Annotated in this window: 23 protein-coding genes; 13 read left to right on the top strand and 10 right to left on the bottom strand. The window is 62.3% G+C overall.

What is annotated here, in order from left to right:
- Positions 1–340: 340 nt before the first annotated feature.
- The 3 genes from odc2 to AMK05_RS19550 all read left to right on the top strand — a co-directional run bounded on the left by odc2 (position 341) and on the right by AMK05_RS19550 (position 3,412).
- On the top strand, positions 341–1,474 hold the full coding sequence (gene odc2, locus AMK05_RS19560; protein WP_038691369.1) for an ornithine/lysine decarboxylase: 1,134 nt from the start codon (positions 341–343) through the stop codon (positions 1,472–1,474).
- 94 nt (positions 1,475–1,568) lie between these two features.
- Positions 1,569–2,159 (top strand): GNAT family N-acetyltransferase, encoded by a 591-nt coding sequence (locus AMK05_RS19555; RefSeq protein ID WP_064840751.1) that lies wholly within the window; start codon positions 1,569–1,571, stop codon positions 2,157–2,159.
- A gap of 224 nt (positions 2,160–2,383) precedes the next feature.
- Positions 2,384–3,412, top strand: a complete 1,029-nt coding sequence (locus tag AMK05_RS19550; protein WP_064841454.1) for a serine hydrolase domain-containing protein — start codon at positions 2,384–2,386, stop codon at positions 3,410–3,412.
- A gap of 71 nt (positions 3,413–3,483) precedes the next feature.
- On the opposite strand, the gene cysE is transcribed toward AMK05_RS19550, so the two are convergent.
- The 5 genes from cysE to AMK05_RS19525 all read right to left on the bottom strand — a co-directional run bounded on the left by cysE (position 3,484) and on the right by AMK05_RS19525 (position 8,038).
- A complete protein-coding gene (gene cysE, locus AMK05_RS19545; protein ID WP_064840750.1) occupies positions 3,484–4,302 on the bottom strand; it encodes a serine O-acetyltransferase in 819 nt (272 codons plus the stop codon).
- A gap of 86 nt (positions 4,303–4,388) precedes the next feature.
- On the bottom strand, positions 4,389–4,835 hold the full coding sequence (locus AMK05_RS19540) for a GNAT family N-acetyltransferase (RefSeq protein WP_064841453.1): 447 nt from the start codon (positions 4,833–4,835) through the stop codon (positions 4,389–4,391).
- 177 nt (positions 4,836–5,012) lie between these two features.
- Positions 5,013–6,002, bottom strand: a complete 990-nt coding sequence (locus AMK05_RS19535) for a WD40 repeat domain-containing protein (protein ID WP_064840749.1) — start codon at positions 6,000–6,002, stop codon at positions 5,013–5,015.
- Positions 6,002–7,105, bottom strand: coding sequence for a CobW family GTP-binding protein (locus AMK05_RS19530; RefSeq protein WP_064840748.1), 1,104 nt, complete (start codon positions 7,103–7,105; stop codon positions 6,002–6,004). Before AMK05_RS19530 ends, AMK05_RS19535 begins: the two co-directional genes overlap by 1 nt.
- Positions 7,106–7,252: 147 nt before the next feature.
- Entirely contained in the window at positions 7,253–8,038 is a 786-nt protein-coding gene (locus AMK05_RS19525) for a creatininase family protein (RefSeq protein ID WP_064840747.1), read from the bottom strand.
- An 85-nt stretch (positions 8,039–8,123) separates the two neighbouring features.
- Between AMK05_RS19525 and AMK05_RS19520 the strand changes: the two genes are divergently transcribed.
- The 3 genes from AMK05_RS19520 to AMK05_RS19510 all read left to right on the top strand — a co-directional run bounded on the left by AMK05_RS19520 (position 8,124) and on the right by AMK05_RS19510 (position 10,763).
- Entirely contained in the window at positions 8,124–8,636 is a 513-nt protein-coding gene (locus AMK05_RS19520) for a MarR family winged helix-turn-helix transcriptional regulator (RefSeq protein WP_064841452.1), read from the top strand.
- Between the two features lie 119 nt (positions 8,637–8,755).
- Positions 8,756–9,778: a LacI family DNA-binding transcriptional regulator gene (locus AMK05_RS19515; RefSeq protein ID WP_003590238.1), complete on the top strand. Its 1,023-nt coding sequence runs from the start codon at positions 8,756–8,758 to the stop codon at positions 9,776–9,778.
- 28 nt (positions 9,779–9,806) lie between these two features.
- The gene (locus AMK05_RS19510; protein WP_064840746.1) at positions 9,807–10,763 is read left to right on the top strand and encodes a 2-hydroxyacid dehydrogenase; all 957 of its coding nucleotides are present in this window, start codon (positions 9,807–9,809) and stop codon (positions 10,761–10,763) included.
- A 35-nt stretch (positions 10,764–10,798) separates the two neighbouring features.
- Here AMK05_RS19510 and AMK05_RS19505 read toward each other — a convergent pair whose 3' ends face one another.
- Positions 10,799–11,578, bottom strand: coding sequence for a gamma-glutamyl-gamma-aminobutyrate hydrolase family protein (locus AMK05_RS19505; RefSeq protein ID WP_064840745.1), 780 nt, complete (start codon positions 11,576–11,578; stop codon positions 10,799–10,801).
- Positions 11,579–11,870: 292 nt separating this feature from the next.
- Between AMK05_RS19505 and AMK05_RS19500 the strand changes: the two genes are divergently transcribed.
- Positions 11,871–12,977 (top strand): TRAP transporter substrate-binding protein, encoded by a 1,107-nt coding sequence (locus tag AMK05_RS19500; RefSeq protein ID WP_064840744.1) that lies wholly within the window; start codon positions 11,871–11,873, stop codon positions 12,975–12,977.
- Between the two features lie 87 nt (positions 12,978–13,064).
- Here the strand turns inward: AMK05_RS19500 and AMK05_RS19495 are convergent, their stop codons facing one another.
- Both AMK05_RS19495 and AMK05_RS19490 read right to left on the bottom strand, forming a co-directional pair.
- Positions 13,065–14,555, bottom strand: coding sequence for a TRAP transporter large permease (locus AMK05_RS19495; RefSeq protein WP_064840743.1), 1,491 nt, complete (start codon positions 14,553–14,555; stop codon positions 13,065–13,067).
- A 19-nt stretch (positions 14,556–14,574) separates the two neighbouring features.
- Positions 14,575–15,114 carry a TRAP transporter small permease subunit gene (locus tag AMK05_RS19490; RefSeq protein ID WP_064840742.1) on the bottom strand — a complete coding sequence of 180 codons (540 nt, stop codon included), beginning with the start codon at positions 15,112–15,114 and terminating at the stop codon, positions 14,575–14,577.
- 327 nt (positions 15,115–15,441) lie between these two features.
- Here AMK05_RS19490 and AMK05_RS19485 point away from each other — a divergent pair, with 327 nt between their 5' ends.
- The 6 genes from AMK05_RS19485 to AMK05_RS19460 all read left to right on the top strand — a co-directional run bounded on the left by AMK05_RS19485 (position 15,442) and on the right by AMK05_RS19460 (position 22,268).
- On the top strand, positions 15,442–17,745 hold the full coding sequence (locus AMK05_RS19485; protein ID WP_064840741.1) for a putative bifunctional diguanylate cyclase/phosphodiesterase: 2,304 nt from the start codon (positions 15,442–15,444) through the stop codon (positions 17,743–17,745).
- 143 nt (positions 17,746–17,888) lie between these two features.
- Entirely contained in the window at positions 17,889–18,641 is a 753-nt protein-coding gene (locus tag AMK05_RS19480) for an N-acyl amino acid synthase FeeM domain-containing protein (RefSeq protein ID WP_064840740.1), read from the top strand.
- A gap of 249 nt (positions 18,642–18,890) precedes the next feature.
- Positions 18,891–19,115 (top strand): aa3-type cytochrome c oxidase subunit IV, encoded by a 225-nt coding sequence (locus AMK05_RS19475; RefSeq protein ID WP_049734747.1) that lies wholly within the window; start codon positions 18,891–18,893, stop codon positions 19,113–19,115.
- Positions 19,116–19,316: 201 nt separating this feature from the next.
- Positions 19,317–20,465, top strand: a complete 1,149-nt coding sequence (locus tag AMK05_RS19470; protein ID WP_064840739.1) for a Re/Si-specific NAD(P)(+) transhydrogenase subunit alpha — start codon at positions 19,317–19,319, stop codon at positions 20,463–20,465.
- Positions 20,465–20,863, top strand: a complete 399-nt coding sequence (locus AMK05_RS19465) for a proton-translocating transhydrogenase family protein (protein WP_007631757.1) — start codon at positions 20,465–20,467, stop codon at positions 20,861–20,863. The genes AMK05_RS19470 and AMK05_RS19465 overlap by 1 nt, the downstream gene beginning before the upstream one ends.
- A gap of 7 nt (positions 20,864–20,870) precedes the next feature.
- Positions 20,871–22,268, top strand: a complete 1,398-nt coding sequence (locus tag AMK05_RS19460; RefSeq protein WP_064840738.1) for an NAD(P)(+) transhydrogenase (Re/Si-specific) subunit beta — start codon at positions 20,871–20,873, stop codon at positions 22,266–22,268.
- A 52-nt stretch (positions 22,269–22,320) separates the two neighbouring features.
- Here AMK05_RS19460 and AMK05_RS19455 read toward each other — a convergent pair whose 3' ends face one another.
- Positions 22,321–22,803: a DUF992 domain-containing protein gene (locus AMK05_RS19455; RefSeq protein ID WP_064840737.1), complete on the bottom strand. Its 483-nt coding sequence runs from the start codon at positions 22,801–22,803 to the stop codon at positions 22,321–22,323.
- Positions 22,804–22,863: 60 nt separating this feature from the next.
- A complete protein-coding gene (locus tag AMK05_RS19450; RefSeq protein ID WP_064840736.1) occupies positions 22,864–24,516 on the bottom strand; it encodes a sensor histidine kinase in 1,653 nt (550 codons plus the stop codon).
- Between the last annotated feature and the right edge of the window lie 116 nt (positions 24,517–24,632).

Genomic DNA, 24,632 nt, shown 5'->3' with positions numbered 1-24,632 from the left:
ACCTGGAATTAACCCCTCCAGTCGCTATTCCGGCCAACCGGAAAATGCGAGGACGCCTGAAGCAACGACGGTGCGGGCCTTTTTGTTCTCTCCCTGCTTTCCATCAGCGGGGGTTACTGAAGAGGCACACCATCATTGCCGGAAGTGCGGTTGGGATTCTCCCTCCAATCCATGGCAGACAAAGCCGAACTTACACCGCATCGCGGCGTTGGTTCACTATCCGCGCATCGAGCGCTTGCTATGGTTCCGGGGTCTCCACCGGCTGGTTCCAATGCGAGTTCTCGTATGCCCTTTGTCCTCCGGCTGATGCCGGAGCTCTGGAACTGGAAGAGGGAACGATATGACCACCCAGCGCATCCGCGACTTTCTCGCAACCCGACGTCCCGACGGTCCCTGCCTTGTGGTTGACCTCGACGTCGTGCGCGACAATTTCCATGCCTTCCGTCACGCCATGCCGGACAGCGCCATCTACTACGCCGTCAAGGCCAACCCGGCCCCTGAAGTGCTGAAGCTGCTCGCAGGCCTCGGCTCCAATTTCGATTGCGCATCCGTTGCCGAAATCGAAATGGCGCTCGAAGCCGGCGCGACCGCTGCCCGCATTTCTTTCGGCAATACGATCAAGAAGGAACGTGACGTTGCCCGCGCCCATGCGCTCGGCGTCAGCCTCTTTGCGGTCGATAGCCACGAGGAAGTCGAGAAGATCTCGCGCGCCGCTCCCGGCGCCCGTGTCTTCTGCCGCGTGCTGACGGATGGCGAAGGTGCTGAATGGCCGCTGTCGCGCAAGTTCGGCTGCGTTCCGCAGATGGCTGTCGACGTTCTCGTCTACGCCCATCAGCTCGGCCTGCAGTCCTACGGCGTCTCGTTCCATGTCGGTTCGCAGATGACCAAGGTCGATGCCTGGGATTCCGCACTCGCCGATGCCAAGCGCGTCTTCGTCTCGCTTGCCAAGCAGGGCATCCACCTGCAGATGGTCAACATGGGCGGCGGCTTCCCCACCAAGTATCTGCGCGACGTTCCGTCCGCGGAAGCTTATGGCAAGTCGATCTACCAGGCGCTGCGCACGCATTTCGGCAACCAGATCCCGCAGACGATCATCGAGCCGGGCCGCGGCATGGTCGGCAATGCCGGTGTCATCAAGGCTGAGGTCGTGCTGATTTCGAAGAAGTCGGACAATGACGATGCGCGCTGGGTCTTTCTCGACATCGGCAAGTTCGGCGGTCTCGCCGAGACGATGGACGAAGCCATTCGTTATCCGATCCGCACGGAGCACGACGGCGACGAGATGGAGCCCTGCGTCATCGCCGGCCCGACCTGCGATTCGGCCGACGTGCTCTACGAAAAGAACCTCTATCCGCTGCCGATCTCCCTTTCGATCGGCGACGAGGTCCTGATCGAAGGCACCGGTGCCTATACGACGACCTATTCGGCGGTCGCTTTCAACGGCTTCGAGCCGCTGAAGGCCTACGTCATCTAGGGCCGTTTCCGCCGGCCCCGTAACCAACCGGGGCGGCAACTTCACAATTTTCCTTCATCGCCGCTGATAACGGTATTGGGTACGGGAGGCCAAGATGGCCGCTGTTCTTGATTCTGTCCGCGCATTCTTTGCGCCCACCACTTTCGCCATCGACGCCGAAAATCCGTCGGATGTCGTCGCCCGTGAAAACCTGCTCGACCGGGTCATGGGCGCCGACCGCCGCAAGAAGTCGTCGGAGAAGATCCGCCGCAACCGTGTTCCGGCCGAGGGCCTGGCGCTGGTCGCGCGCGATCGCGACGGCCATGTCATCGGCTCGGTGCGGCTCTGGAACATCGAAGCCGGCGTCAACGACGAGGGCACGCCGATCGATGGGCTGCTGCTCGGCCCGCTCGCCGTCGATTCCCGTCACGGCGGCAAGGGCATCGGCTCGGCGCTGATGCGCGCGGCGATCCTCGAAGCCAAGAAGCGCGGGCATGGCGCCGTCCTGCTTGTCGGCGATGCCGCCTATTACGAGCGTTTCGGCTTTTTTGCCGAGAAAGCTCGGCATCTTGTCATGCCGGGTCCGTTCGAACGCTCGCGCTTTCTGGCGCTCGAGCTCACGGAAGGCTGGCTTGACGGTGCGGCGGGCATGATCGTCCCCTCGGGGCGCATCCTGGCCGGCGCGCCGGTGCGCCGCGCCGCCTGAGGCTATGCCGATCGGCTGGCCGGGGTTGAACGTCCTTACCCCGGCCGGCAATATCCGCGCCGCTTGACCATGGGGCAGGCGGCCTGCCATGGTTGCGGCGCGGATTGTTCTTCGGATGCCACGGTGCGCGGTAACCGGGATGCTCGGCAACCCTGGCAACACAATCGCGTGAAAAGCGCCGCCGTCCCGCGAACATGCCGCCGCAATATCCTATCTTGCGCTCCATGATCCGCGTTGTCTCCCTGCTGCTTCTCTTCTGTCTGCCGCTTGCCGCAACGACGCCGGCCGCTGCCCAGAGCGTGGCCCGCGCCGGCATCGGGCTTGATCCGCGTCTCGATCAGGCCGCTGCTGATCCGGCGATGCGGCCGCTCAAAGTGGTGATCGCCGCGCGCGGCGGACGGGTGCTTGCCGAACGCGGTTTCCACGGTCATTCGCCGTCGGAACCGACTAATATCAAATCCGCCTCGAAGTCGATCATTTCGGCACTGGTCGGCATCGCCATCGGCAAAGGCCTGTTGAAAGGGCCGGATCAGAAGATCGCCGCGATCCTGACGGCCGATCTCCCAGCGACGCCGGACCCGCGCATCAACGATGTCACCATCGGTCATCTGCTCTCCATGCAGGCTGGGCTCGACCGCATGTCGGGGCCGAATTACGGCCGCTGGGTCTCCTCGCGCAACTGGGTACGTTTTGCGCTCTCGCAGCCTTTCGTCGATCAGCCCGGCGGGGAGATGCTCTATTCCACCGCGTCCACGCATCTGCTGTCGGCTATTCTGACCAAGGTCGGCCGGCGGTCGACACTGGCCTTGGCACAGGAATGGCTCGGCCCGGTCGACGGTTTCCGCATCGGCGCATGGGAGCGCGATCCGCAGGGCATCTATCTCGGCGGCAACCAGATGGCGATGAGCGCCCGGTCCCTGCTTGCCTTCGGCGAACTCTATCGTAATGGAGGGCGCACGCGGGAAGGCGCGCAGGTGGTGCCTGCCGACTGGATCTCACAGTCGTGGCAGCATCGCACCAACTCGCGTTTCTCAGGCGACGAATATGGCTATGGCTGGTTCACCCGGCAGATCGCCGGCGAGCCGGTGCATTTCGCCTGGGGTTATGGCGGGCAGATGCTCTATATTGTGCCGTCGCTCGATCTGACTGTCGTCATGACCTCGGAGGAAAGCGGTCCCTCCGCGAGAAACGGATACCGGGATTTGCTGCACGGCCTGCTGGCGGACATTATCGGGGCAGTGCGGGCCACCTGATTACGGCGCCGGTGCATCACGGAAATCGGCAGGCCGCGTTACGACCGGGCGAAACGTATCTCGGAAAGGTTCTAGATGTTCTGATCCATGGTCTCGGCCGGGATTTCGTCGGCGCGGTGGACGCGCACGAGCGTTGCCGGCACGCCGGCGACCGTGCAATGTTCGGGAACCGGCTTCAGCACGACGCTGCCGGCGGCAATCTTGCTGAAGGCGCCGATTTCGATATTGCCGAGAACCTTGGCGCCGGCGCCGATCATCACGCCATGACGGATCTTTGGGTGGCGGTCGCCGGTTTCCTTGCCGGTTCCGCCAAGCGTGACATTCTGCAGGATCGATACTTCATCCTCGATGACGGCCGTTTCGCCGATGACGATGCCCGAGCCGTGGTCGAGCATGATGGAAGCGCCGATCCGCGCGGCCGGATGGATATCCGGGCCGAAGACCAGCGAGGCGAGATTGGCGAGCCAGGTGGCGATTTCCGGCCGGCCGGCGTTCCAAAGCGCATGCGCAATGCGGTGCGTCTGCAGCGCATGAAACCCCTTCAGGTTGAGGAGGGCGTGCAGGAATGTCGTGCAGGCTGGGTCGCGTTGGCGCACGGCGACGAGATCGGCCTCGATCTTGCGCATGATATCGTCGTTGAGGGTGGACAGGATCAGATCGAACAAATCGCCGGTTTCAACCTGCGCCGCAGCAAGGCGGGCGGCGAGCACGCCGGCGATGATCTCGTTGCTACCGGAGGTGGCCGTGACCTGCGCGGCGAGCAGCCGCTGCAGGATCGGTTCGCGCGCGGCAAGCTCGAGTGCCTCGGCGCGGATCACCGCCCAGACGAATGCATTGTCCAAGGGCTGCGGCTGTTGCGCGGCCAGACCAAGGCCGGTCGATTTCGGCATTCCCGTTTCCTCTGCCTGCGACTGCGCAGACCAAGCCTGCGTGGACTGATGTTTTGCCCGGGCAAGGCGTTTGGCAAGCCCTGATTTTAGCCGCCAGACGGTCGCAGGCCAGGCGTCAGCTCCGGGAGCCGACGCCAATGATAGCGCACATCAGGTTCTTTTTCCTCATTGTCGGCGCCGTCGGTCTCTTCCTCGATGGAAAAACCGTGCCGCTCGTAGAAAGCGCGGGCGCCGATATTACGCTGGAACGTCCAGAGCCTGATTTCATCCATCTCCTCCTTGGCGCAGCCGAGAAGCAGGGAGCCGATGCCCATGCCCTGGAAGTCGGGCAGAACGTAAAGCTGCTCTACCCAGTCGTCGCCATAGGCGATGACGCCGATCAACCGGTTTCCCGTGGCGGCGCCGAGGATCGTGCAATTCGGCAACAGATGCCTGCGCCAGTAATGCTCTTCTTCACCAGGCGTATGCAGATCCGGCAGCCAGGGCAGCCGCTGCCACAGCGCCACGCGCCTGATCTTTGCGGCTGCCTGCATGTGGTCGGCGCCGAGTGCCACGATTTCCGCTTCCGTCACGATGTCGTCCTAGAGCATGATGCCGAAAAGTGTGAGCGGTTTTCGGACGACATCATGCTCTAACTCTTTAATTGAGAACAGGATTCAGATTTTAGGCCAAACGGGCCTAAAATCATCCTGTCTAGCCGGCAATAGGGCTCAAGCCGAAATATCGATGACGCCGCAATCGCCGGCTTCGGAGGCGAAGGCGAGCAGCTTGCCGTTCTTGCTCCAGCTCATCGCCGTGATCGCGCCCTTGCCGGGGCGGCGCAGCAGCGCCTCCTTGCTGTCGGCGATGCGTACGGCGAGAATCATGCCGTCGATGAAGCCGATGGCGAGGATATCTTCGAGCGGATGGAATTTCACCGCGGTTGCCATGATGTTGGCGCGGGTGCCGAGCTCGAGCGGCGCCTTGCCCATCGGCCCGTCCTTGCCCTGGAAGGGCCAGACGATCGCCGCCGGCGCGCCTGACGAAGCGAGCCATTTGCCCTTGATCGACCAGGAGAGCGATTTCACCTTGGCGGGATAACCGGTCATGCGCATGTGGCGGGCTTCGGAGCCGGGCTTGCTGTCGAGCTTCCAGCCGTGCAGCGCGTTTTCCTGCATCGAGGTGACGAGGAAATTGCCATCGGGCGAGAAAGTGACGCCGGTGTGCGCACCCTTCCATTCGAGGTCGACCGGCTTGGCGGTCATGCCGATCCAGTGCAGCGACACGCCGTTATAGCGCGCGGCCGCGATGCGCAGGCCCTTCGGCGCAAAGGCAAGGCCCTCGACCGTGCGCTCCTCGGCAAATTCCTTGGTCGTCCCGTCGGCAAGGCGCACGAGGGAACTCTTGCCGTAGGAGTAGGCAATGGCGCCTTGCGGGCCGGCCGCGACCTGCGAGATCCACTTGCGCGGCGCAGTGGCGAGCTCGCTGACGCTGCCATCGGCAGTAATGCGCAGCACCTTGCCATCCTCGCCGCCCGAAATCAGGCTCTCGCTATAGGGATCGCGGATGGCTGTGAGCATGCCCTGGTGGGCTTCGCAAACCCTGTCGCCGCCATCCAGCCGGTGAAACGTGCCGTTGGCGCTGGCGAAGAAGGGGACATCACCTAAAAATTCGACGGCCAGAACGTGGCCGTCGAGATCAAGCGGTGCAACAGCCGGCATCAGGCGGCTGCCTCGCAGGCCTTGAAGGAAGCTTCGAGCTTCTCGCGGTCGAGATCGCGGCCGATGAAGACGAGACGGCTCTCATGCTTCTCGCCTTCCTTCCACGGCCGCTGGTGATCGCCCTCGATGATCATGTGCACGCCCTGGACGACATAACGCTCGGGGTCGTCCTTGAAGGCGATGATGCCCTTGAGGCGGAGAATGTCCGGTCCCTGCGTCTGGGTGACCTTCTGGATCCAGGGGAAGAAGCGCTCGGCGTTCATCTGGCCGCCGCGCAGCGATACCGACTGCACCGTTACATCGTGGATCGCCGACATGGCACCATGTTGATGGGCACCATGGTGATGATGCTCGTGCCCGTGGTGATCATGATGGTGGTCATGGTCGTGATGGTGGTGGTCGTGATCGCAGTCCGGGCCGCAGACATGGTCGTCATGACCTTGCTCGAGGAAATGCGGGTCGTTTTCGAGCGCACGCTCCAGGTTGAAGGCGCCCTGATCGAGCACGCGAGCGAGGTCGACGCCGGAGCGGCTGGTCTTGTAGACGCGGGCGGCCGGGTTGATGGCGCGGACGATGTCCTCGATCACATCGAGTTCTTCCGGGGTCACCAGGTCGCTCTTGTTGATGACGACAACGTCGGCGAAGGCGATCTGGTCTTCGGCCTCGCGGCTGTCCTTCAGCCGCAGCGGCAGGTGCTTGGCGTCGACGAGGGCGATGACGGCGTCGAGCTCGGTTTTGGCGCGCACGTCATCGTCCATGAAGAAGGTCTGGGCGACAGGCACCGGATCGGCAAGGCCGGTGGTTTCGACGATGATGCCGTCGAAGCGGCCGGGACGGCGCATCAGGCCTTCGACGACGCGGATCAGGTCGCCGCGCACCGTGCAACAGACGCAGCCATTGTTCATCTCGTAGATTTCTTCGTCAGACTCGACGATCAGGTCGTTGTCGATGCCGATTTCGCCGAACTCGTTGACGATGACCGCATATTTCTTGCCGTGATTTTCGGACAGGATGCGGTTGAGCAACGTCGTCTTGCCGGCGCCGAGATAACCGGTGAGCACGGTGACGGGAATGGGCTTCTGGGTGGAGATCGCGTCGGTCATGAGAACCTCTAGGATTAGGCGTGCGGCCGAGCGGTTTCAGATCGGCTGCTTCAAACGGTTGGTCTCATATAATGGCATGGGCGCGGCAGTTCAAAGGGTTTTATAATGTTATAAGATCACACCATTCGCCCGGTGCAGATCACCCTTTCATTTTAGTTGCGTGACGTCGAAGGCATCGACATCCTCCAGCAGTTCCACCAGCCCCTTCACCGCATGCGCAATCAGCGCTTCGCCCTTTTCAGCCGTCGCAGCTGCGGCGTTGCCCGCCGCGCCTTGCGGGTTAAGATCCGACATCTTCCAGCCGAAGGCGTGCGGCCCGTAGGCGCGCAGATGTTTGAAGCGCCCGGCAAATTCGCTCTGTCGCGAGGGGAAATCCGCCGCCTTCGCCATATCGACCTTGCCGGGATGAAGCGCCAGCATCACCGACGTCTCGATATCGCCGCCATGGATGCCGATCGCCTTTTCCTCCGGCGATATCACGCCATCCGGCAGGCCGAAGCGGGTCCAGCTCGTCGCCACCGCCAGCATGGCGAGCCGGATCCGCGCCTCGGTGGCGACGATCGTCGTCAGAGGCGAATTGCCGCCATGGGCGTTCAGCATCACCAATTTGCGGATTCCTTGCTTCGCCAAACTTTCGGCGATGCCGAGCCAGCGGTTGACCGCTTCGTCGAAGGCGAGTGTCTTCGTTCCTTCAACATCCATATGCTCTATGGAATAGCCGACGGATTCGGCGGGCAGGAAGGTGACCGGCAGGCCGGCCGGCAAGGCCACCTGCAATCGTCCGGCAATGCCTTCGGCAATCAGCGTGTCGGTTTCGAAGGGCAGGTGCGGTCCGTGCTGTTCGTGAGCGCCGAGCGGCAGCACGGCGATCGGGCGGCCGCCGCGGACAGAGGCCGGGCCGCTGTCGTCGAAGCGGGGCGAAGGCGTCATCATCCGGTCGTTGCCTCTTGTTTATGACGAGATCCTGGGCAATGTCATATCGCAGCGGCGCCGGCGCTTAAAGATCAAAGGGATGGCTATGGGTAAGAAGCATAAGGACGGCAAGAAGAACAAGTCCAAGAAGAAGGACCAGACGGAGTATACGCTCGTCGACCTCTCCCCGGCACTCACCCAGGCGGCTCGTTCCATGCGCACGGTGCTGTCGCGCAACCTGCTCGAAAGCGGTCTCTATGCCGGCCAGGACGGCGTCATTCTCTCGCTGGCCGAGAGCGACGGCATGACGGCCGGCGGCCTTGCCCAGAAGCTCGGCGTCAAGGCGCCGACGATGACGCGCACGATCGGCCGCATGGAGGCGCAGGGTTTTCTCGAGCGTAAGCCCGATGCCGAGGATGCGCGTCTCACCAAGGTCTATCTCACCGAGCTTGGCCGCGGCAGCGTGCAGGCGATCGAGATGGCGGCGTCCGCCTGCGACAGGTTGGCGACGCAGGAATTCTCCGAAAAGGAAATCCGCAATCTCGTCCGGCTGCTGAAGGCGATCGACGGCAATCTGCAGGCCGAAGCCCTCCATGTCGAAGAACCGGACGAAGAGTGAAATTTCCCTGAAAGACGAATTGCCTCCGCCGGTTAAATCTTTTAATTAAACATTTTAAGGGGCCGAGCCGGTTTTCCGGCGGGGGCTTGCTGTCTTGCGTGCTGCCTGGAGGAGGACACGTGGTCCAGAAGATCAAGCTTTCGACGATCGCCGAAACGCTCGGCATTTCAACGGCGACCGTATCGCTTGCCTTACGCGACAGTCCGCTCGTCGCCGGCAATACCCGGGAAAAGATCAAGGAACAGGCGCGCGCGCTCGGCTATATCTACAATCGCCGCGCCGCCAGCCTTCGCACCTCGCGCTCCGGTATCATCGGCGTCGTCGTGCACGACATCATGAACCCCTTCTATGGGGAAATCCTGAAGGCGATCGAAAGCGAACTCGATCGCAGCCGCCACACTTTCATCCTTTCCAACCACTACGACAATGTCGAGAAGCAGCGCACCTTCATCGAGACGCTCCTGCAGCTCGGCGGCGACGGCGTCATCATGTCGCCGGCGATCGGCACGCCGCCTGAGGACGTGCAGCTGGCGGAAGAAAACGGCATGCCGGCGATCCTGGTCGCCCGTTCGATGGAAGGCCAGGACCTGCCGACCTATCGCGGCGACGACAGCTACGGCATTTCGCTCGCCACCAACCATCTGATCGGCCTCGGCCACCGCTCGATCGCGATGATCGGCGGCACCGACCAGACCTCCACCGGCCGCGACCGCTACCAGGGTTATGTCAACGCGCTGCGTAAGGCCGGCATCGAGGTCGACCCGAACCTGCGCATTCCCGGCCCGCGCTCGAAACAGGGCGGCTTCGAGGCCGCCGTCCATTTCCTCTCGCTGCCGCAGAAGCCGACGGCGGCCGTCTGCTGGAACGATCTCGTGGCAATCGGATTGATGAACGGTATTGCCCGTGCTGGCCTGGTGCCCGGACGCGACATTTCCGTCACCGGTTATGACGATCTCGAGGAGGCGTCGATCGCGACGCCGGCGCTGACGACCGTCTGGAACGGCCAGACCGAGGTCGGTCGCCTGGCGGCGCGGGCGCTGCTCGACCGGCTTGCCGGCAGCCACGAGCCTGACGGCATGCATCTGATCAAACCGGAAATGCGCATCCGCCAGTCCACCAGCCCCCATCGGCCCCGCGCCTGAACCAAGACCGCATCCAAGAGGAAAAGCCATGTCCCGCATCGCCATTCTCGTTCCCGGGAAGATACACGAGCGCGTTCTCGAAAGGCTGAAGGATCGTTTTGACATTATCGCCGTTGCGCGCGAGCATAAACTTGCGCTCGACGCCGAGACCGTCGGCCGCATCCGCGGCGTTGCGGTCTCCGGTGCTTTCCCGGGTGCGTGGATGGACCAGCTGCCTGGCGTCGAGGTGATTGCCAGTTTCGGCGTCGGCTATGACGGCATGGACGTGAAGCGTGCCGCCGAGAAAGCCATCGTCGTCACCAATACGCCCGATGTGCTGAACGACGAAGTCGCCGATACGGCGATCGGTCTGCTGCTGAACACCGTGCGCGAATTGCCGCGGGCCGAAGCCTGGCTGCGGGCGGGCAACTGGAAGCCGGGCACGGCCTATCCGTTGTCGCGCTTCTCGCTCAAGGGCCGCCATGTCGGGCTCTATGGCCTTGGCCGTATCGGGCTTGAGATCGCCAGGCGGCTGGAGCCGTTCAAGGTGAAGATCAGCTATCACACGCGGTCGCGCCATGCCGATGCACCTTATGATTATCACCCGACGCTGAAGGGGTTGGCGGAAGCGGTGGATACGCTGGTCGCCATCGTTCCGAAGACGCCGCAGACGCACAAGACGATCGATGCCGATATTCTGGCAGCCCTCGGCCCGAACGGCATTCTCGTCAATGTCGGCCGCGGCTGGACGGTGGACGAGGAGGCGCTGAGCGCAGCGCTTGCCTCCGGCGCGCTCGGAGCGGCCGGACTCGATGTCTTCTATGACGAGCCGACCGTGCCGGCCGGCCTGCTGGAACCGGCCAATGCGGTGCTCTTGCCGCATATCGCTTCGGCTTCGGTGCCGACCCGCAATGCGATGGCCGACCTCGTCGCCGACAATCTGATCGCCTGGTTCGAGAAAGGTGCTGCGCTGACGCCGGTGCCGGAGACGCCGCAGAAGCGTTAAAGCGGCATGATTTCAGCTTCGCCGGCGTCGCACCGTCAGGCGATCGCCTGCACGGGGGTGACCGGCAGCTTGCCGGCGGCGTAGGCGCGGACCGCGTCGCCGAAAGCTTGAAACAGCTGGTTCGAAGGCTTGTCGGTTTCGGCCCAATATTCCGGATGCCACTGCACGCCGACGGCGAAGGCCTTGGCGTCGATGACGGAGACCGCCTCCACCGTGCCGTCTTCGGCGATCGCTTCCACCTGCAGGCGCGGCGCGGTCCTGGCGATCGCCTGCCGATGCAGGGAATTCACACTAACCTCACCGGGGCCGAGGATGCCTGCGATGCACGAGCCTTCCTTGACGTGAACGCTCTGGCGGATGGCGTACATGGCGTCGCGGTCGACGCCTTCCGGCCGGCGGTGGTCCGAGATTCCGGGCTGTTCCTGGATCTCGCTTGCCAGTGAGCCGCCGAGCGCGACGTTCAATTCCTGGATGCCGCGGCAGATGGCGAGCAGCGGGATGGCGCGATCGATGGCGCGGCGGATGAGCGGCAGGCTGGTGGCATCGCGGGCAGGGTCGAAGGGACCGTCCCGGTCATTGACCTCGGCACCGTAAAGCGAGGGATGCACATTGCTGGCCGAGCCGGAAACCAGGAGGCCGTCGACGCGGTCGAGGATCGCGTCGGTATCGTAGCCTGCCTCGAAAGCGGGGATGATGAAGGCCATGACACCGGCCGCGTTCAAGGCGGCACTCACATATTGATGCTGCACGGCATGCCAGGTCGCGCCGTCGAAGCTGCGGATATCGGCAGGAATGGCAACGATCGGTTTTGTCATATCGACCCCGGTAAAAATCTTCGTGCTTGCTGTTTTTGGCGCCAGAACGGTCTTGAAGTCAACGCTTGGCTGCGCCGGGTGGCCAAAATACGGCGGACGCGGCCCGGTGGCTCCGGGGTCGCCGCTAAGCCGCTGATTTTGATAGGCGCACCCGCATTGCCTTCTTGCCGTCCTGATGCCAAAGGCTAATAGACTAAAGCTTGAATCGCGGCCCCCGCCATGCTTAGGTTTGCGCCGGCTGCGGGTGGGGTGAAGATTGGCCGCGCAGTGCCATCCATACGGGAGGTTTTTGATGGATCGTCGTTCGTTTTTCAAGAAGGCGGGAACCGCCAGCGCCGGTGCGGTCGCCGCAACGGCATTGGCAGCGCCTGCGATCGCGCAGGAGAATCCGAAGATCGCGTGGCGCATGACGTCGTCGTTTCCGAAGAGCTTGGATACGATCTATGGCGGTGCCGAGGATATCGCCAAGCATGTCGCCGCGGCGACAGACGGCAATTTCACGATCCAGCCTTTTGCGGCCGGTGAAATCGTGCCCGGCCTGCAGGCCGTCGATGCGGTCGCCGCCGGCACGGTCGAGGCAGCCCATACCACCTCCTATTATTTCGTCGGCAAGGACCCGACCTATGCTATCGGAACGGCCATTCCGTTCGGCCTGAACAGCCGCCTGACCAATGCCTGGTATTACGAGGGCAACGGCAATAAGCTGATGAATGAATTTTATGCCACACAGGGCATGTATGCGCTGCCCGCGGGCAATACCGGCGCGCAGATGGGCGGCTGGTTCCGCAAGGAAATCAATACGCTCGACGACCTCAAGGGCGTCAAGATGCGCATTGCCGGCCTTGCCGGCCGCGTCATGGAGAAGGTCGGCGTCATCCCGCAGCAGATCGCCGGCGGCGACATCTATCCGGCGCTGGAGAAAGGCACGATCGATGCGGCTGAGTTCGTCGGGCCCTATGACGATCTGAAGCTCGGCTTCCACAAGGTGGCCAAGTACTACTACTATCCCGGTTGGTGGGAAGGCGGCCCGACGGTGCATGGTTTCTTCAACCTTGAGAAATGGAGCAACCTGCCGAAGCACTATCAGGCAGCGCTGACCGATGCCTGCGCCTTCGCCAACACCAACATGTTGGCAAAGTACGACTCGAAAAACCCGACGGCGCTGAAGCAGCTCGTTGCGGAAGGTGCGACGCTGCGCCCGTTCAGCCAGGAGATCATGGAAGCCTGCTTCCAGGCAGCGACCGGCATCTACAGCGAAATCTCGGGCACTAACCAGTATTTCAAGAAGATCTACGACGACCAGACCGCCTTCAAGCGGGACGCCTATCTCTGGATGCAGCTTTCGGAATACACTTTCGATACGTTCATGATGATCCAGCAGCGGGCCGGAAAGCTCTGAGGGCTTCCATCGACGCATGACATCAACGCATGACAAAACCCCGGAGCGCTTGATCCGGGGTTTTGTTTTGGCCGGTTATTTGGCGAGTTATTTGGCGGGCGGCGGCGGCGCTCCGGGCAGGCCGAGTGGCGGCAGGGTCAGGCCGGGGATCTGCGGCGCGCCGTTGCCACCGCCGCCCAGCGGCGGCAGGCCGAGCTGGCCACCGAAGCCCGGGACCTCGATCTTGATCGAGTTCGGGTCGACCTTCGGGCCGTGAGCCAGCCAATAGGTCACCGATTGCGGCCAGAAGATCACGATCGCCACCAGGATCAACTGCATGCCGACCCAGGGCAGGGCGCCCATGTAGATATCCGAGGTCTTGACGTCCTTGCCGGCGATCGAGCGCAGGTAGAACAGCGCGAAGCCGAAGGGCGGATGCATGAAGCTCGTCTGCATGTTGACGCAGATCAGCACGCCGAACCAGATCAGGTCGATGCCGAGATGGGAGGCGACGGGGGCAAGCATCGGGATGACGATGAAAGCGATCTCGAAGAAATCGAGGAAGAAGGCGAGCACGAAGATGAAGAGGTTGACGAAGATCAGGAAGCCGACCGGGCCGCCGGGAAGGCCCGACAGCATGTGCTCGATCCAGCGCGAGCCGTCCATACCCTGGAAGACCAGGCTGAAACAGGTGGAGCCGATCAGGATCATCACCACCATGGAGGTGATGTGGGTGGTCGATGTCATTGCCTGGCGGATCAGCGGCCAGGTGAGGCGGCGATTCATGGCAGCGAGGCCCATGGCGCCGACGACGCCCAGCGCCCCAGCTTCCGTCGGCGTCGCAAGGCCCATGAAGATCGTGCCGAGCACCAGGAAGATCAGCACGATCGAGGGCACCATGCCCATCAGCACTTTGGCGAGCAGCGCCCAGTTGAAGTCGCCGCGCACTTCCTTCGGCAGCGGCGGCATCGATTTCGGCCGGATGATCGACATCACCAGGATGAAGAGCACGAAGATCGACACCTGCAGGATCGAGGGGCCGATCGCGCCGAGATACATGTCGCCGACCGACCTGCCGAGCTGGTCGGCGAGAACGACGAGCACGAGCGAGGGCGGGATCACCTGGGTGATGGTGCCCGAGGCGGCGATGACGCCGGTCGCAAGGCGCGGGTTGTAACCGTAGCGCAGCATGATCGGCAGCGAGATCACGCCCATGGTGATGACGGAGGCGGCGACCGTGCCGGTGATGGCGCCGAGCACCGCACCGACGAGGATGACGGCATAGGCAAGGCCGCCCGGTATGCCGCCGAAGAGTTTGCCGGTGCCTTCGAGCAGATCCTCGGCCAGCCCGCAGCGCTCCAGCACCGCGCCCATGAAGGTGAAGAAGGGGATGGCGAGCAGCAGGTCGTTGGAAAGGATGCCGAAGAAACGCAGCGGCAGCGCCTGCAGGAAGACTTCGCCGAAATGGCCGGTGACGATGCCGATAATGCCGAAAAACAGGCCGACGGCGGCGAGCGAAAAGGCGACCGGAAAGCCGTAGAGCATGAAGATGACCATGCCCAGGAACATCGCCGGCGGAATGATACCGAAATCAAACAAATCCGTTCCTCCCGAGGCGCTATTGCAGCGGCTTTTCGTATGTCGTGTCGATGCTGATATGGCCGGTGAGGGCGGCAATCCGCTTGATCAGCTCGGACAGCCCCTGGAGAGACAACAGTCCGAAGCCGGCGACGAGGACCAGCTTGACGGGCCAGCGGATCAGCCCGCCGGCATTGCCCGATATTTCCCCCTGCTGGTAGGACAGCGTGAAGAAGGGCCAGCAGAGCCAGGTGAGGAAGACGCAGACCGGGATGAGGAACAGGATGAGACCGACGATGTCGATCCAGATCTTCGCCTTGTCGGACACCGCACCATAGATTAGGTCGACGCGGACATGTTCGTTGTTGCGCAGCGCATGCGAGGCGCCGAGCATGACGACGAAGGCGAAGAGATACCATTGGATCTCAAGCCAGCCGTTCGAACTGTAATTGAAGGCGTAGCGGACGATGGCGTTTCCGGCGCTGATCAGACAGCAGAACAGCACCATATATTCGGAAAGTTTGCCCATGATCCGACTGACCGAATCGATCAGCCGGCTTGCCGCCAGAAGTCCCGACATTCGTTTCCCTTGTTCTTGCCCTGCCGTTTTTCCGGCAGCTTTCCCTCTTGCAATCGATGTAGACCACGGCCTTCGAAATTGGAAGGATAAATGCCTCGGCTTGGAGTATAGTCTTAGATGCGCCGACCGGGCCGTGTGACCATGTAATAATTCGACAACCCTGGCGTGGATAAAAAATTTCAATAATCTCGCCAGGAGGCTGCATTAACGCGTGTAAGCTGTGCGGTTCATCCTCTGGTTTTAGAAAATTTGACCAAATGTTTGATTCCATTGAAATCAATTTTTAAAGGGTTCGGCTTAGAATTCCCGCGCACAGGGAAAGTGTGGATGAAGCCAGATAACCCGAACAGGGTCCCTTTAGATGTGTATCTGTCGTTTGTGAGCTCCCTTTCCGGGAACCGCATGACGCTTCTTGCCGGCGTGATCGTGCATGTCGCAACCTGCCTTGCCGTCGCCGCCAAGACCCTGTCCTTCGTCTACATCCTGCTGGCCGCCGCTTTCCTCCTGGTCTTCTGCATTCGCATGGTCATCTTCCGGCAGTTCGATGGTGTCGACAAGGAGAGCCTGTCGCACGACGGAATCGAGCGTTGGGAGCGGATACTGGTCGCCGGTGCGGCCTGCACCACCGCCCTGCTTGGCCTTGCCAGCGGCTACGCCATCTTCGTCGTGCACGATTCCTTTGCCGAACTTGCCTGCATTGCCGTGACCATGGCGACCATGGTTTCCGTCGTCGGCCGCAATTACGGTTCGCGGCTTGCGGTCGACCTGCAGACCTTCTCCTGCTGTCTGCCGATGATCGTCTGCAGCCTGATGGCACTGGATTTCTATCGTGGTCTGCTGTCGATCTTCCTCATTCCCTTCTGGCTGACGACGCGGGCCATGGCGAACGGCGTGCGCGAGTTCCTTTATGAGAATGTCATCGCGCGCCGGGAAATCACCATCATCGCCGACCGCTTCGATACGGCGCTCAACAACATGCCGCATGGCCTGGTCATGGTCGATGCCGAAAACCGGATCCAGGTCGTCAATCGCAAGGCCTGCGAGCTTCTGAAGATCGGCGCGCCGGAGCGGCTGAAGGACCGCGATCTCGGCGCCGTGCTGCGCTACGGCGCGCGCTACAGCTTCATGGACGCTTCGCAGCCGGAGCTCATCCTGCGCCAGCTCACACAGGTCGCCGAAGGCAATCTGTCGCGCACGCTCATTCATTTTCCCGAAGGGCTGTCGCTGGAATTCTCCGCCAGCCGAAGGGCCGACGGCGGCGCCGTGCTGATCTTTGAGGACGTGTCGAGCCGGGTGAAGGCGGAGCAGAAGATCATGCACATGGTCCGCTTCGATGCGCTCACCGGCCTGCCGAACCGGCAATATTTCGGGCAACTGGTGCAGGAGTATCTCGCCAAACATCCGAGAAAGTCCGGGCCGCTCGGCTTCATGGTTCTCGATATCGATGAATTCAAACATGTCAACGACATGCGCGGCCATGTCACCGGCGATCATCTGCTCTGTGCTATCGCCGCCCGCATCAAGCAGGCCTCCGGCAACGCCATTCTCGGCCGGCTGATGGGCGACCAGTTCATCCTGTTCTTCCCGCATGCGAAAGAGCCGGGCTTACTCGACATCGAGATCCGCCGCGTGCATGCGGCGATCCAGGGCCACTACGAGGTCGATGAGCTGACCTTCCTCGTTTCGCTCAGTGCCGGTTATGCCATCCTCGAAAGCACCGCCTTCGCCATGGACGAATGGAGCGTCAAGGCGGATTTGGCGCTGTTCGAAAGCAAGTCCCGCTTCAAGGGCGGCATCTCCGGCTTTGAGCGGGAAATGGACGGCCGCTACATCGAGCAGCAGAAGCTGAAGGCGGATCTGCGCGAGGCGGTTTCGGCGCAGGCGCTGCATCTGGTTTTCCAGCCGATGTTCCGGGCCGACGGTTCGCGGATCGAATGCGCCGAGGCCTTGGCGCGCTGGGTGCATCCCGAGAAGGGCTCGATCCCGCCCGATGTCTTCATCCGGCTCGCCGAGGATATGGGCATCATCTCCGACATCACCCGCTTCGTCCTGTTCAAGGCCTGCAGCGAATGCATGAACTGGCCGGATCATATCGCCGTCTCGGTCAACCTCTCGGCGCGCGATCTCAGGGATGCCGACATTCTTCAGGTGGTCGCCGATGCGCTTGCCCATTCCGGCCTCGACGCGGCGCGGCTGCATCTCGAAGTCACGGAAAGCTGCCTGATCGACGAGCCGGCGGCCGTGCGCGCCATCCTGGCTGAACTCCGGGCCCGCGGCATCACCATCGCCATCGACGATTTCGGGACCGGCTTCTCCAGCCTGAGCTATCTCGATACGCTGCCGCTCGATATCGTCAAGATCGATCGCTCCTTCGTCCGCAATATCGTCGAGGATACCCGCCGCCTCAAACTCCTGCGCGGCACGGTCCATCTCGCCCGCGAACTGGGGCTGAAGATCGTCATCGAGGGCGTCGAGACCGAAGAGCAGCTCGCCCTGCTCAACAAACATCGCAGCACCGACCTCGTACAGGGCTATGTTTTCTCGCAGCCCGTGCCTTCCCAGAATATCCCGCTGTTGCAGCAGGGTATCGGCCGCCGCCCCGTTCAGCGTCGGCGCAGCAAGGTCGCCTAAGCGATCCGCATCGGCCGCTTTTGCACTGACAATTCTCCGCACCGTTAACCTTAATACTTTATAAACGGCCCGAATTATCGGATTTCCTTGCCTAAATCTCGTCGGCATATGATTAATGATCCGTTAACGAGCGGATCGGGAAAATGTCAGAGACACTGTTCAAGCGTAGCGATTTCAGCGCGAAAATTTTGGAAGTTTTGGACCATGTCGAGTATCGCCGCGTCGAAAGCAGCGAAGACATGGAGCAGGTAGAACGCCTGCGCTACAAGGCCTACAAGGCCCACGACGTGCTCGCGCTCGCTCCGAAGGGGCTGCTTGACGACAGCGATTTCGACGGCCACGCCTATATTTTCGGCCTGTATTATTATGGGGAATTGGTCAGCACCATCCGGGTTCATTATGTCACACCGGAGCACCGCCTCAGCCAATCAGGCGGCGCCTTTCCCGAGGCGATGGATGAGCTTCTGGATGCGGGGCTGACGCTGATCGATCCGGCGCGTTTCGCGGCCGACCCCGAACTCACCGCCGATCTGCCCTGGGTTCCCTATCTGACGCTGCGGCCGACCATCGTCGCGGCGGCGTATTTCCGTGCGGACCGGGTTCTGCAGTTCGTTCGGCCGCCGCATGCGGCCTTCTACAAGCGGGTCTTCTATGCCGACACGGTCGTGCCCGGCCGGCTGGCGAAGAATTACGGGATCGACATGACGCTGATGGCGACGAACGTGATCGAGGTCGGGCGCAAGCTGTTGACGCGTTATCCCTTCTTCATCTCCAGCGCCAGCGAGCAGCGCATGATGTTTTCGCGCAATCCCAACGACACCTTGCCGCCGCTCACCATCATTCCGACGGCGCGCTTCGTGCCGCAGGGCGAACTCGGCACCGACCTGCCGCTCTGATTTCTGTTCTCTCGCGGAGAGATTTGAGTGAAAACAATGAGGGGCGATGACAATCACGTCGTCGCCCCTCGTGTTTTCGCCCGGATAGATAGCATGTCGTTGCGAGGAATCGCTGCACATTTCCGCGCGTCGCTGCGGCATTCTCATGCATTGCGCTTTCGCCTGTCATTGTGTAATTCCTGCAGGCAGGGACTTCCCTCGCCAGCGAGGGAATCAGGCAGCGCAGAGGCATTTCAGGAGACGATATTTATGGCCGAACATCATACCGGACCGGTCGAGACCGGCGCGCCGATGGATTACAAGGAACATGAAAAGACCTACGACATGTTCATTACCGCCACGAAATACGGCTCGATGCTTCTCATCGTCCTGCTGCTTGCGATGACCGCAGGTTTCTTCGGCGGCGCCGGCCTTCTCGGCGGCCTCTTCGTCTTCATCATTCTTCTCGCTGCCGGCGTCTTCCTGGTCCGCTGATCGCGGCAAAGGGAAGGCTTCGCCGAAGCTTGTGACTGAAGCGCGTCGCGATCGTTCCGATTCGCTGCTCGCGCTTCAGGTCTTTATTTTCTCGCATATCGTTATCGCAGAACCGCCGGACAGTTTTGCGCGACATGCTTTAGGTGCTTGGCCTGCGCAGGGAAGCCTGCGGCGGTCTGGCTGACCCGGAGGAGGGGGCAGTTGGGCAATATCGTTTTCGTTGCAAGGGAAATTGCGGGCGAGGAGACGCGTGTCGCGGCCTCCGCCGAGACCGTGAAAAAGATGAAAAGCTTCGGCTTCGATGTCGTCGTCGAAGCCGGTGCCGGTGCTGCGTCGCGCGTTCCGGACGCAGAGTTCGAGGCGGCGGGCGCCAGGATCGGCAGTTTTGCCGATGCCGGCTCCGCCGATGTGGTGCTGAAGGTGCGCCGCCCGAGCGAACAGGAAGTTTCAGGCTATAAAAGCGGCGCCGTCGTCATCGCCATCATGGATCCCTACGGCAATGACGAAGCGATCGCGGCTCTGGCAAGCGCCGGCCTTTCGGCTTTCGCCATGGAGCTGATGCCGCGCATTACCCGTGCACAATCGATGGACGTGCTGTCGTCCCAGGCCAATCTCGCCGGCTATCAGGCGGTCATCGAGGCGGCTGCGATCTATGACCGCGCCATGCCGATGATGATGACGGCTGCCGGCACCGTGCCGGCCGCCAAGGTCTTCGTCATGGGTGCCGGCGTCGCCGGTCTTCAGGCGATTGCGACGGCGCGGCGCTTGGGTGCTGCGGTCTCGGCCACCGACGTGCGCCCGGCCGCCAAGGAGCAGGTCGCCTCGCTCGGGGCCAAGTTCATCGCCGTCGAGGACGAGGAGTTCAAGGCGGCGGAAACGGCCGGCGGCTATGCCAAGGAAATGTCCGCCGACTATCAGGCAAAGCAGGCCGCACTCGTGGCCGAGCATATCGCCAAGCAGGATATTGTCATCACCACAGCGCTGATCCCCGGCCGCGCGGCGCCGCGGCTTGTTTCGCGCACCATGCTCGCGGCGATGAAGCCTGGCGCGGTCGCCGTCGACCTCGCCGTCGAGCGCGGCGGCAATATCGAGGGCGTCGTCGCCGGCGAGATCGCCGATGTCGACGGCGTCAAGGTGATCGGTTTCGCCAATATGCCGGGCCGGGTCGCGGCCAGCGCTTCGGCGCTCTACGCCAAGAACCTCGTCACCTTCCTGGAGACCATGGTCAACAAGGAAAGCCGAAGCGTCGTCGTCAACCTCGACGACGAGCTCGTCAAAGCGACGATGCTGACCTACGCCGGCGACGTGGTTCATCCCGCCTTCGGCGGCGCGAAGAAGGGAGATCTGTGATGGCCAGTGAAGCAATGGACAGAGCGCTGGAGCAGCTCGACCAGGCGGTGACCGCCGTTGTCACCGCGGCGGCCCATGCACCTGAGGCGGCCAGTGCTGCGACTGGCGGGGCGATCGATCCCTTCGTCTTCCAGCTGGCGATCTTCGTCTTGTCGATCTTCGTCGGTTATTACGTCGTGTGGTCGGTGACGCCGGCGTTGCATACGCCGCTGATGGCCGTCACCAATGCGATCTCCTCCGTCATCGTCGTCGGCGCGCTTCTGGCGGTCGGCATCTCGACAAGCGGGCTTGCGACCGGCTTCGGCTTCGTGGCGCTCGTGCTCGTCTCGGTGAACATTTTCGGCGGATTCCTGGTGACGCAGCGGATGCTCTCGATGTACCGCAAGAAGGACCGGTGAGGAACCGATGACCAATATCGCAGCCTTCCTCTACCTCGTCTCCGGCGTTCTCTTCATCCTGGCACTGCGGGGTCTCTCGCATCCGGCCACCAGCCGTAGGGGCAATCTCTACGGCATGATCGGCATGGGCATCGCCATCCTGACGACGCTGGTGCTGGCGACGCCGAATTTCGGTGGCTTCGTGCTGATCATCCTCGGCCTTGCCATCGGCGGCAGCGTCGGCGCCTATGTCGCCCGCACCATCGCCATGACCTCGATGCCGCAGCTCGTCGCCGGTTTCCATTCGCTGGTCGGCCTTGCCGCCGTCTTGGTGGCGGCCTCGGCGCTCTATACCCCCGCCTCCTTCGGCATCGGCGAGATCGGCCACATCCACACCGAGGCGCGCGTCGAGATGGCCCTCGGCGTGGCGATCGGAGCGCTGACCTTCACCGGCTCGATTATCGCCTTCCTGAAGCTCGACGGGCGCATGTCCGGCAAGCCGATCCTGCTGCCTTATCGGCATGTGATCAATGCGACCCTGCTGGTGCTGATCGTGTTGTTCATCATCGGGCTTGCCGCCACCGAAAGCCATTTCGACTTCTGGGCCGTCGTGGCGCTGTCGCTGGCGCTCGGCGTTCTCTTGATCGTGCCGATCGGCGGCGCCGATATGCCGGTCGTCGTCTCGATGCTGAATTCCTATTCCGGATGGGCTGCGGCCGGCATCGGCTTCACACTCGGCAATCTGGCGCTGATCATCACCGGCGCGCTTGTCGGTTCTTCCGGCGCCATTCTTTCCTACATCATGTGCAAGGGCATGAACCGTTCCTTCGTCTCCGTCATCCTCGGCGGTTTCGGCGGCGAGACGGCATCCGGCGGGCCCGACACTTCAGACAAGACCGTCAAGCTCGGTTCGGCCGAGGATGCAGCCTATCTGATGGCCAATGCATCGAAGGTCATCATCGTGCCGGGATACGGCATGGCGGTCGCCCAGGCCCAGCATGCGTTGCGCGAACTCGCCGACAATCTGAAGAAGAACGGCGTCGAGGTGAAATATGCGATTCACCCGGTCGCCGGGCGCATGCCTGGCCACATGAATGTGCTGCTCGCCGAAGCCAATGTTCCCTATGACGAGGTCTTCGAACTCGAGGATATCAATTCGGAATTTGCCCAGGCCGATGTCGCCTATGTCATCGGCGCCAACGACGTCACCAATCCGGCGGCGCGCGACGACAAGACCTCGCCGATCTACGGCATGCCGATCCTCGACGTCGACCGGGCCAAGACCTGCCTGTTCGTCAAACGCTCGCTCGGCTCGGGTTATGCCGGCATCGACAATACGCTGTTCTACAAGGATGGTACGATGATGCTGCTCGGCGACGCGAAGAAAATGACCGAGGATATCAACAAGGCGATCACGCATGGATGACGCCGATACAGCCGCCCCCGGGCGGCTGTTCGATTGACGTCGTTCCGTGCCGTCAGACCTCGCCCGGCACGAGCGTCATCTTCTCGACCCCGATGGCGAGGTTCAACCCCTCCTGGGCCTGGACATTCAGCGGCTGCAGCATGAATGCTTTGTTGGTGCCGCCGGCGATCACCTTGGCGCCGGCGCCGGCACCGATGCTCGCATCCGCCCCGACGCCGTAATATTCGCCGGCCAGCGCGAATTGCGGCATATCCGTGCCGGTTTTTGCCAGCACCTGCCAGATCATCACGCTCTTGCCGGTCTGGCCGATGTCGAGGCCGAACTTCTCGATTTTACCGGCATACACGGCCTTGGCACCGCCTGATGCCGGCGTATAGGTGCAGATCAGGTTCTTCTGCGAAGTGATGATCAGACCCTGGCCGCCATCCGATCCGCAGACCAGGCGGCCGAGCGTGACATAGCTTTCCGCGCCGGCCGGATTTGCCCAGGCAGCGGCTGCCAGAGCTGCGGCTGCGATCATCGTTTGCTTGAACATGGTCTTTCTCCTTGGGAACGACCTGTTCGAAACGGGTAGAGGTGGCGATTGTTCCGGGAGTTATTCCCGCTCTAGCGTGGCGCGCTGGGCCGTGAGCACCCACAGCAGTCCCTCGGGCCGGAAATCGACCTGCACCGTGCCGCGGAAGGCGGAGGCGGCATGGGCCTTGATGACTGTTGTGCCGAAGCCGGAGCGGGTCGGTTCTACCACAGGCGGGCCGCCGCGCTCCTCCCAGGTGAAGCGGAGCAGGGCATCCGGCTTGTCCTCCTCCCTGACATCGTGCCATTCGAAGCGGACACGGCCTTGCGGGACGGAGAGCGCACCATATTTCACCGAATTGGTGGCGAGTTCATGCAAGGCAAGGCCGAGGTTCTGCACCGCATCCGGCTTCAGAACGAAATCTTTGCCTGTGATTTCGATCTGTTCACGCGATTGCGGGAAGGCCTGCAGGTGGATGTCGACAACCCGCCGCAGCGATACGCCTCCCCATTGCTCGCTGGTCAGAAGTTCGATCGACCGCACCAGCCCTTCGAGGCGGTCGGCGACGGCGGCCTGGAAGGTCTCGACGCTATCGGCCTGTTTGGCGAGCTGGCGCATCATGGCCTGGGCCAGCGTCAGAAGGTTTTTGGTGCGGTGGACGAGTTCGTGCATGACGAAGCGCAGCCGGTCTTCGGTCTGGCTGCGATCGAAGGAGGCATTCGAAAGGGCGATCGCCACCTGGTTTGCCTCGATGACACTGGTCTCGACCGGCGAGACGATATGGCCTTCGCCCATGCGGTTGGCCATTTCGGCGATATCGCGGATGGTGGTGCGAACCTGCCTCGCCACGGCATAGGCGCCGAGCACGGCGACGAGCACCAGGGCGACGCCGCCGATGATGAGGAAACGCCAGGTGCTGAGGATCGATGCCTGGGCGATCGGTCCCCAGATCACTGTTTTCCACGACCAACCGGGAATTCTGGAATAACCGAGCAGCATGTGCGGCAGGATCGTCTCGTCCTGGAAGACACCGCGCGAAGCGGTGAACGCCGGCAGGATGCGTGGATCGAAGGGCGTGCCGGGTTCCAGATTGGCGGGGCCGGTGGCGGCAACTACATGGCCGCTCTGATCGATGACGGCGGCCGACCAGCCAGGAGCAAGGCCCTCGGTGGTCACCAGCTTGCCGAGATCCTTGGCGTCCTGCGTAATGATCAGGGCTGCGACCGGATCGTTCTTCCGCGGCAGGGTAACGTTGTAGACCCAGTCGCCGCTGGTGCGGCCGCGAAAGACGTCGGAGGCCTCGATGCGACCGGTGGTCATGACTTCCTGGAGGGCCGGGATATTCGCTATCTCGCCGAGCGGGGTGCCGAACGCCCGGCGCGTATTCAAGAGTTGCTGACCCATGCGGTCGACGGCGATGACGAACAGCGAATTGTCTCTGAGGGCGGTTTCCGTGCGCTGGTGAAAGGCGGCGAGATTGCCGTCTTCGAGTTCCGGCGAACTCGAAAGCAGCCGCAGCGTCGTTGCCATGTCCTGAAGCTGGCGGTCGATGATGCGCGACAGGGCGACCGCATCCTGGGCCGTCTCGCGCCTCAGCGTCGAGCGCTGATTGTCCTCAAGCTGCAGCAGCAGCAGGGTTACGAAAGCGAAGATCGGCAGTGCGATCGCCACCGCCATGGCGACGAGATAGGTGCCGATCGAGGCCTTGGGAAAGAACAGTGCGACGATTTTCATTTATTGCGCCACATCGCATGCAGCGGGCAACGGTTTTCGCGAGCGGTCAGGAAAGCAAAGATCCGCATCTCTCGCAAGCCGCCCTCAACATGGTTCGAACGCCCGATAGCAGGCTA

The organism is Rhizobium sp. N324 (assembly GCF_001664485.1).
Classification (GTDB): Bacteria; Pseudomonadota; Alphaproteobacteria; order Rhizobiales; family Rhizobiaceae; genus Rhizobium.
Note: the sequence above shows the minus strand (reverse complement) of the source record. Positions and strands in the feature narration are given on the sequence as shown.